This window comes from Streptomyces sp. LS1784 (genome assembly GCF_020103755.1).
Classification (GTDB): domain Bacteria; phylum Actinomycetota; class Actinomycetes; order Streptomycetales; family Streptomycetaceae; genus Kitasatospora.
The window spans coordinates 1-2,305 of sequence record NZ_JAHSQD010000879.1 but is presented as its reverse complement, the minus strand read 5'-3'; the positions used below and the strand labels follow the sequence as shown (position 1 = coordinate 2,305).

At 75.7% G+C, this 2,305-nt stretch carries 2 protein-coding genes; both read right to left on the bottom strand.

The genetic code is table 11. The features are described from left to right. On the bottom strand, positions 1-1,175 hold a 1,175-nt coding region (locus KS423_RS43720; RefSeq protein ID WP_224285252.1), incomplete at its 3' end, for an energy-coupling factor transporter transmembrane protein EcfT. Positions 1,176-1,179: 4 nt separating this feature from the next. Further along, positions 1,180-2,301 (bottom strand): hypothetical protein, encoded by a 1,122-nt coding sequence (locus KS423_RS43715; RefSeq protein WP_374120165.1) that lies wholly within the window; start codon positions 2,299-2,301, stop codon positions 1,180-1,182. Positions 2,302-2,305: the final 4 nt, after the last annotated feature.

Sequence of the window (2,305 nt, the reverse complement as noted above, 5' to 3'; positions counted from 1 at the left end):
GTCGTCGGGCGCGGCCCCGGCACGGCGGCGGATCCGGGCGTCCGGCCGGGCGGCGGCGAGACGATCCCGGCCGCGCCCGCCAGAAGCAGGGCGAGCACCGGGACGAGCGGCAGCGTCGGCCAGGCCAGCGGGTAGAGGGAGGGGTTGAGGTCGGTGGCGTCGTAGCCGACGGTGGCGAACAGCAGCACGGCGGCGGTCACACCGCACCCGGCCACGCCCCACTCGGCGGCCCGCCAGCGGTCCGGCCGGTAGGTGGTGCGCCGCACCCGCCGCCCGCCGAGCAGCAGGCCCGCCACGCAGAGCACGGCACCCGTGAGGAAGGCCGGCAGCCCGAGCACGGCGGGCGCCGTACCGTCCAGCAGCCCGTACACCCCGGCGCACAGGCCGCACATGCCGAGCAGCATCAGCGCGCCGGTGATCCGGCGGGAGCGGCGTGAGGCCGTGCCGGAGCGGCCGTAGCCGCGCGAGTCCATGGCGGCCGCAAGGCTGAGCGAACGCTCCAGCGCGTCCTCCAGGACCGGGACGACGATGCTGCGCAGCGCGCGTACGCCCTTGCGCCGCCCGGCGCGCAACCGCCGTGCCCGGGCGACGCGTTGGACGCTCTGCACCAGCTGGGGCGCGACACTGAGCGACACCGTCACGGCGACGCCCAGCTCGTACAGGGCGCCGGGCAGGACCCGCAGCGCCCGCTTGGGGTTCGCGAGGGTGTTGGCGGCGCCGATGCAGCAGATCAGGCAGGCCAGCCGCAGCCCGTCGAAGGCCGCCGAGAGGGTGGCCTCCAGGGACACTGGGCCACCGATCTGGATCCCCGCGTACCAGGCCGGGGTGGGGATGTGCGGCAGGGAGAAGAGCAGGTGGTCGTGCGGGGTGATGCCGGTGGCGAAGACGCACCGGAAGACTACCCGGATCGCCACCACCGTCAGCGCCAGCCAGAGGTAGTAGGTGAAGCCGCGGGCCCACGGGGCCTCGGTACGGCGGGCCGTCACCACATAGCCGAGCACGGCGAGGACGAGCAGGAGCAACAGCGGGTTGGTCGTGCGGCTGGCCGCCGTCGCCAGGGCGAGCGCCCACGCCCACCAGGCCAGCGGGTGCAGGTTGCGTGCGCTGCGCCGACCACCCGCTCCCCGCCCGGGGGCGGTGGGCGGGGCGGCGGCGTGTTTGTCGAGCGCGGTCACCGGATCACTCGGCCTGTCGCCGGCGGCGGCGCGCCGTGATCACGGTCGCCACGCCCAGGACCACGACGAGGACGGAACCCACCACCGCGGGGAGCATCGAACCTGAGTCGTGCGGGGCATCGGCCACCGGGTTGGCGTCCACCACCCCGCCGGGCACGGCGGGGGTGGCCGTCGGCGCGGCCATGGCGGGCTGCTCAGTCGGCTGGTCGCTCGCAGTGTCCGTCGGTGCCGCGGTGGGCGGCTCGACCGGAATCGGTGTGGCGGGTACCGGCGTCGGCTCGGGGGCGCCCGGCGGGGTGACGCCGTCCTCGGGGGTACCGGCCGTGCCGTTCCCCGGGGGCGTGACGGGCGCGGGCGGACGGGCTCCGCCGGCCGGGGGTTTGGCGGGAGCCGGGGCACGCCCGGTGCCACCGGTAGTGCCGGAGCCGCCGGTGCTGCCGGTGCTGCCGCCCGAACCGGTGCCGGAGCCACCACCACCGCTCGTACCGGTCGCCCCCGTGGAGCCGCCCGAGCCACCGGAGCCGCCCGCGGCGCCCTGGCCCGGGTCGGCCGGCTGCCCACCGGTGCTGGAATTGTGCGCCCGAACGCTGTCCGGCGAGAACGTCGGACGCCCCTCGGTGCCCTCGATGTTGGTGCCGCCGAAGATCCACAGGTCGACGCTGCCGGGCTTCGGCTGGTAAAGCATCGCGCCGAGCTGGCTGTAGGACCACTCGTTCTGGCTCGGATCGGCGTGCCAGTACGACCAGTACGCGGTGGCCGGGGGCGTCAGGACGCACTTCTCCTGGTCCGGGGTCGGGAACTGCTTGCCGCCCTGGAAACCGCTGTAGCCGATCCGGCAGATGAAGGCCGGGCCGTCGTGGCCGGTGCCGGTGGTCTTCCAGCCCCCCTGGTTCAGCAGGGTGTACCCGGTGGTGGGCGTGGTGCCACAGGAGCGCAGCAGCGGTCCGCCCCACGTGCTGAAGTCCACGGCGAGTACGACCCCGGAGGTGGTCGTGCACTGGTCCATCGGCAACGGCGCCGCAGCGGCCGGGGCCGCGCCCACGGCGACGCCGCCGAACGCGAGCGCGGAGGTCAGCGCCGCCGCCCCGGACAGCCGGGCGAGCCGTTCACCGAGTCCCCGGCTCACCGGT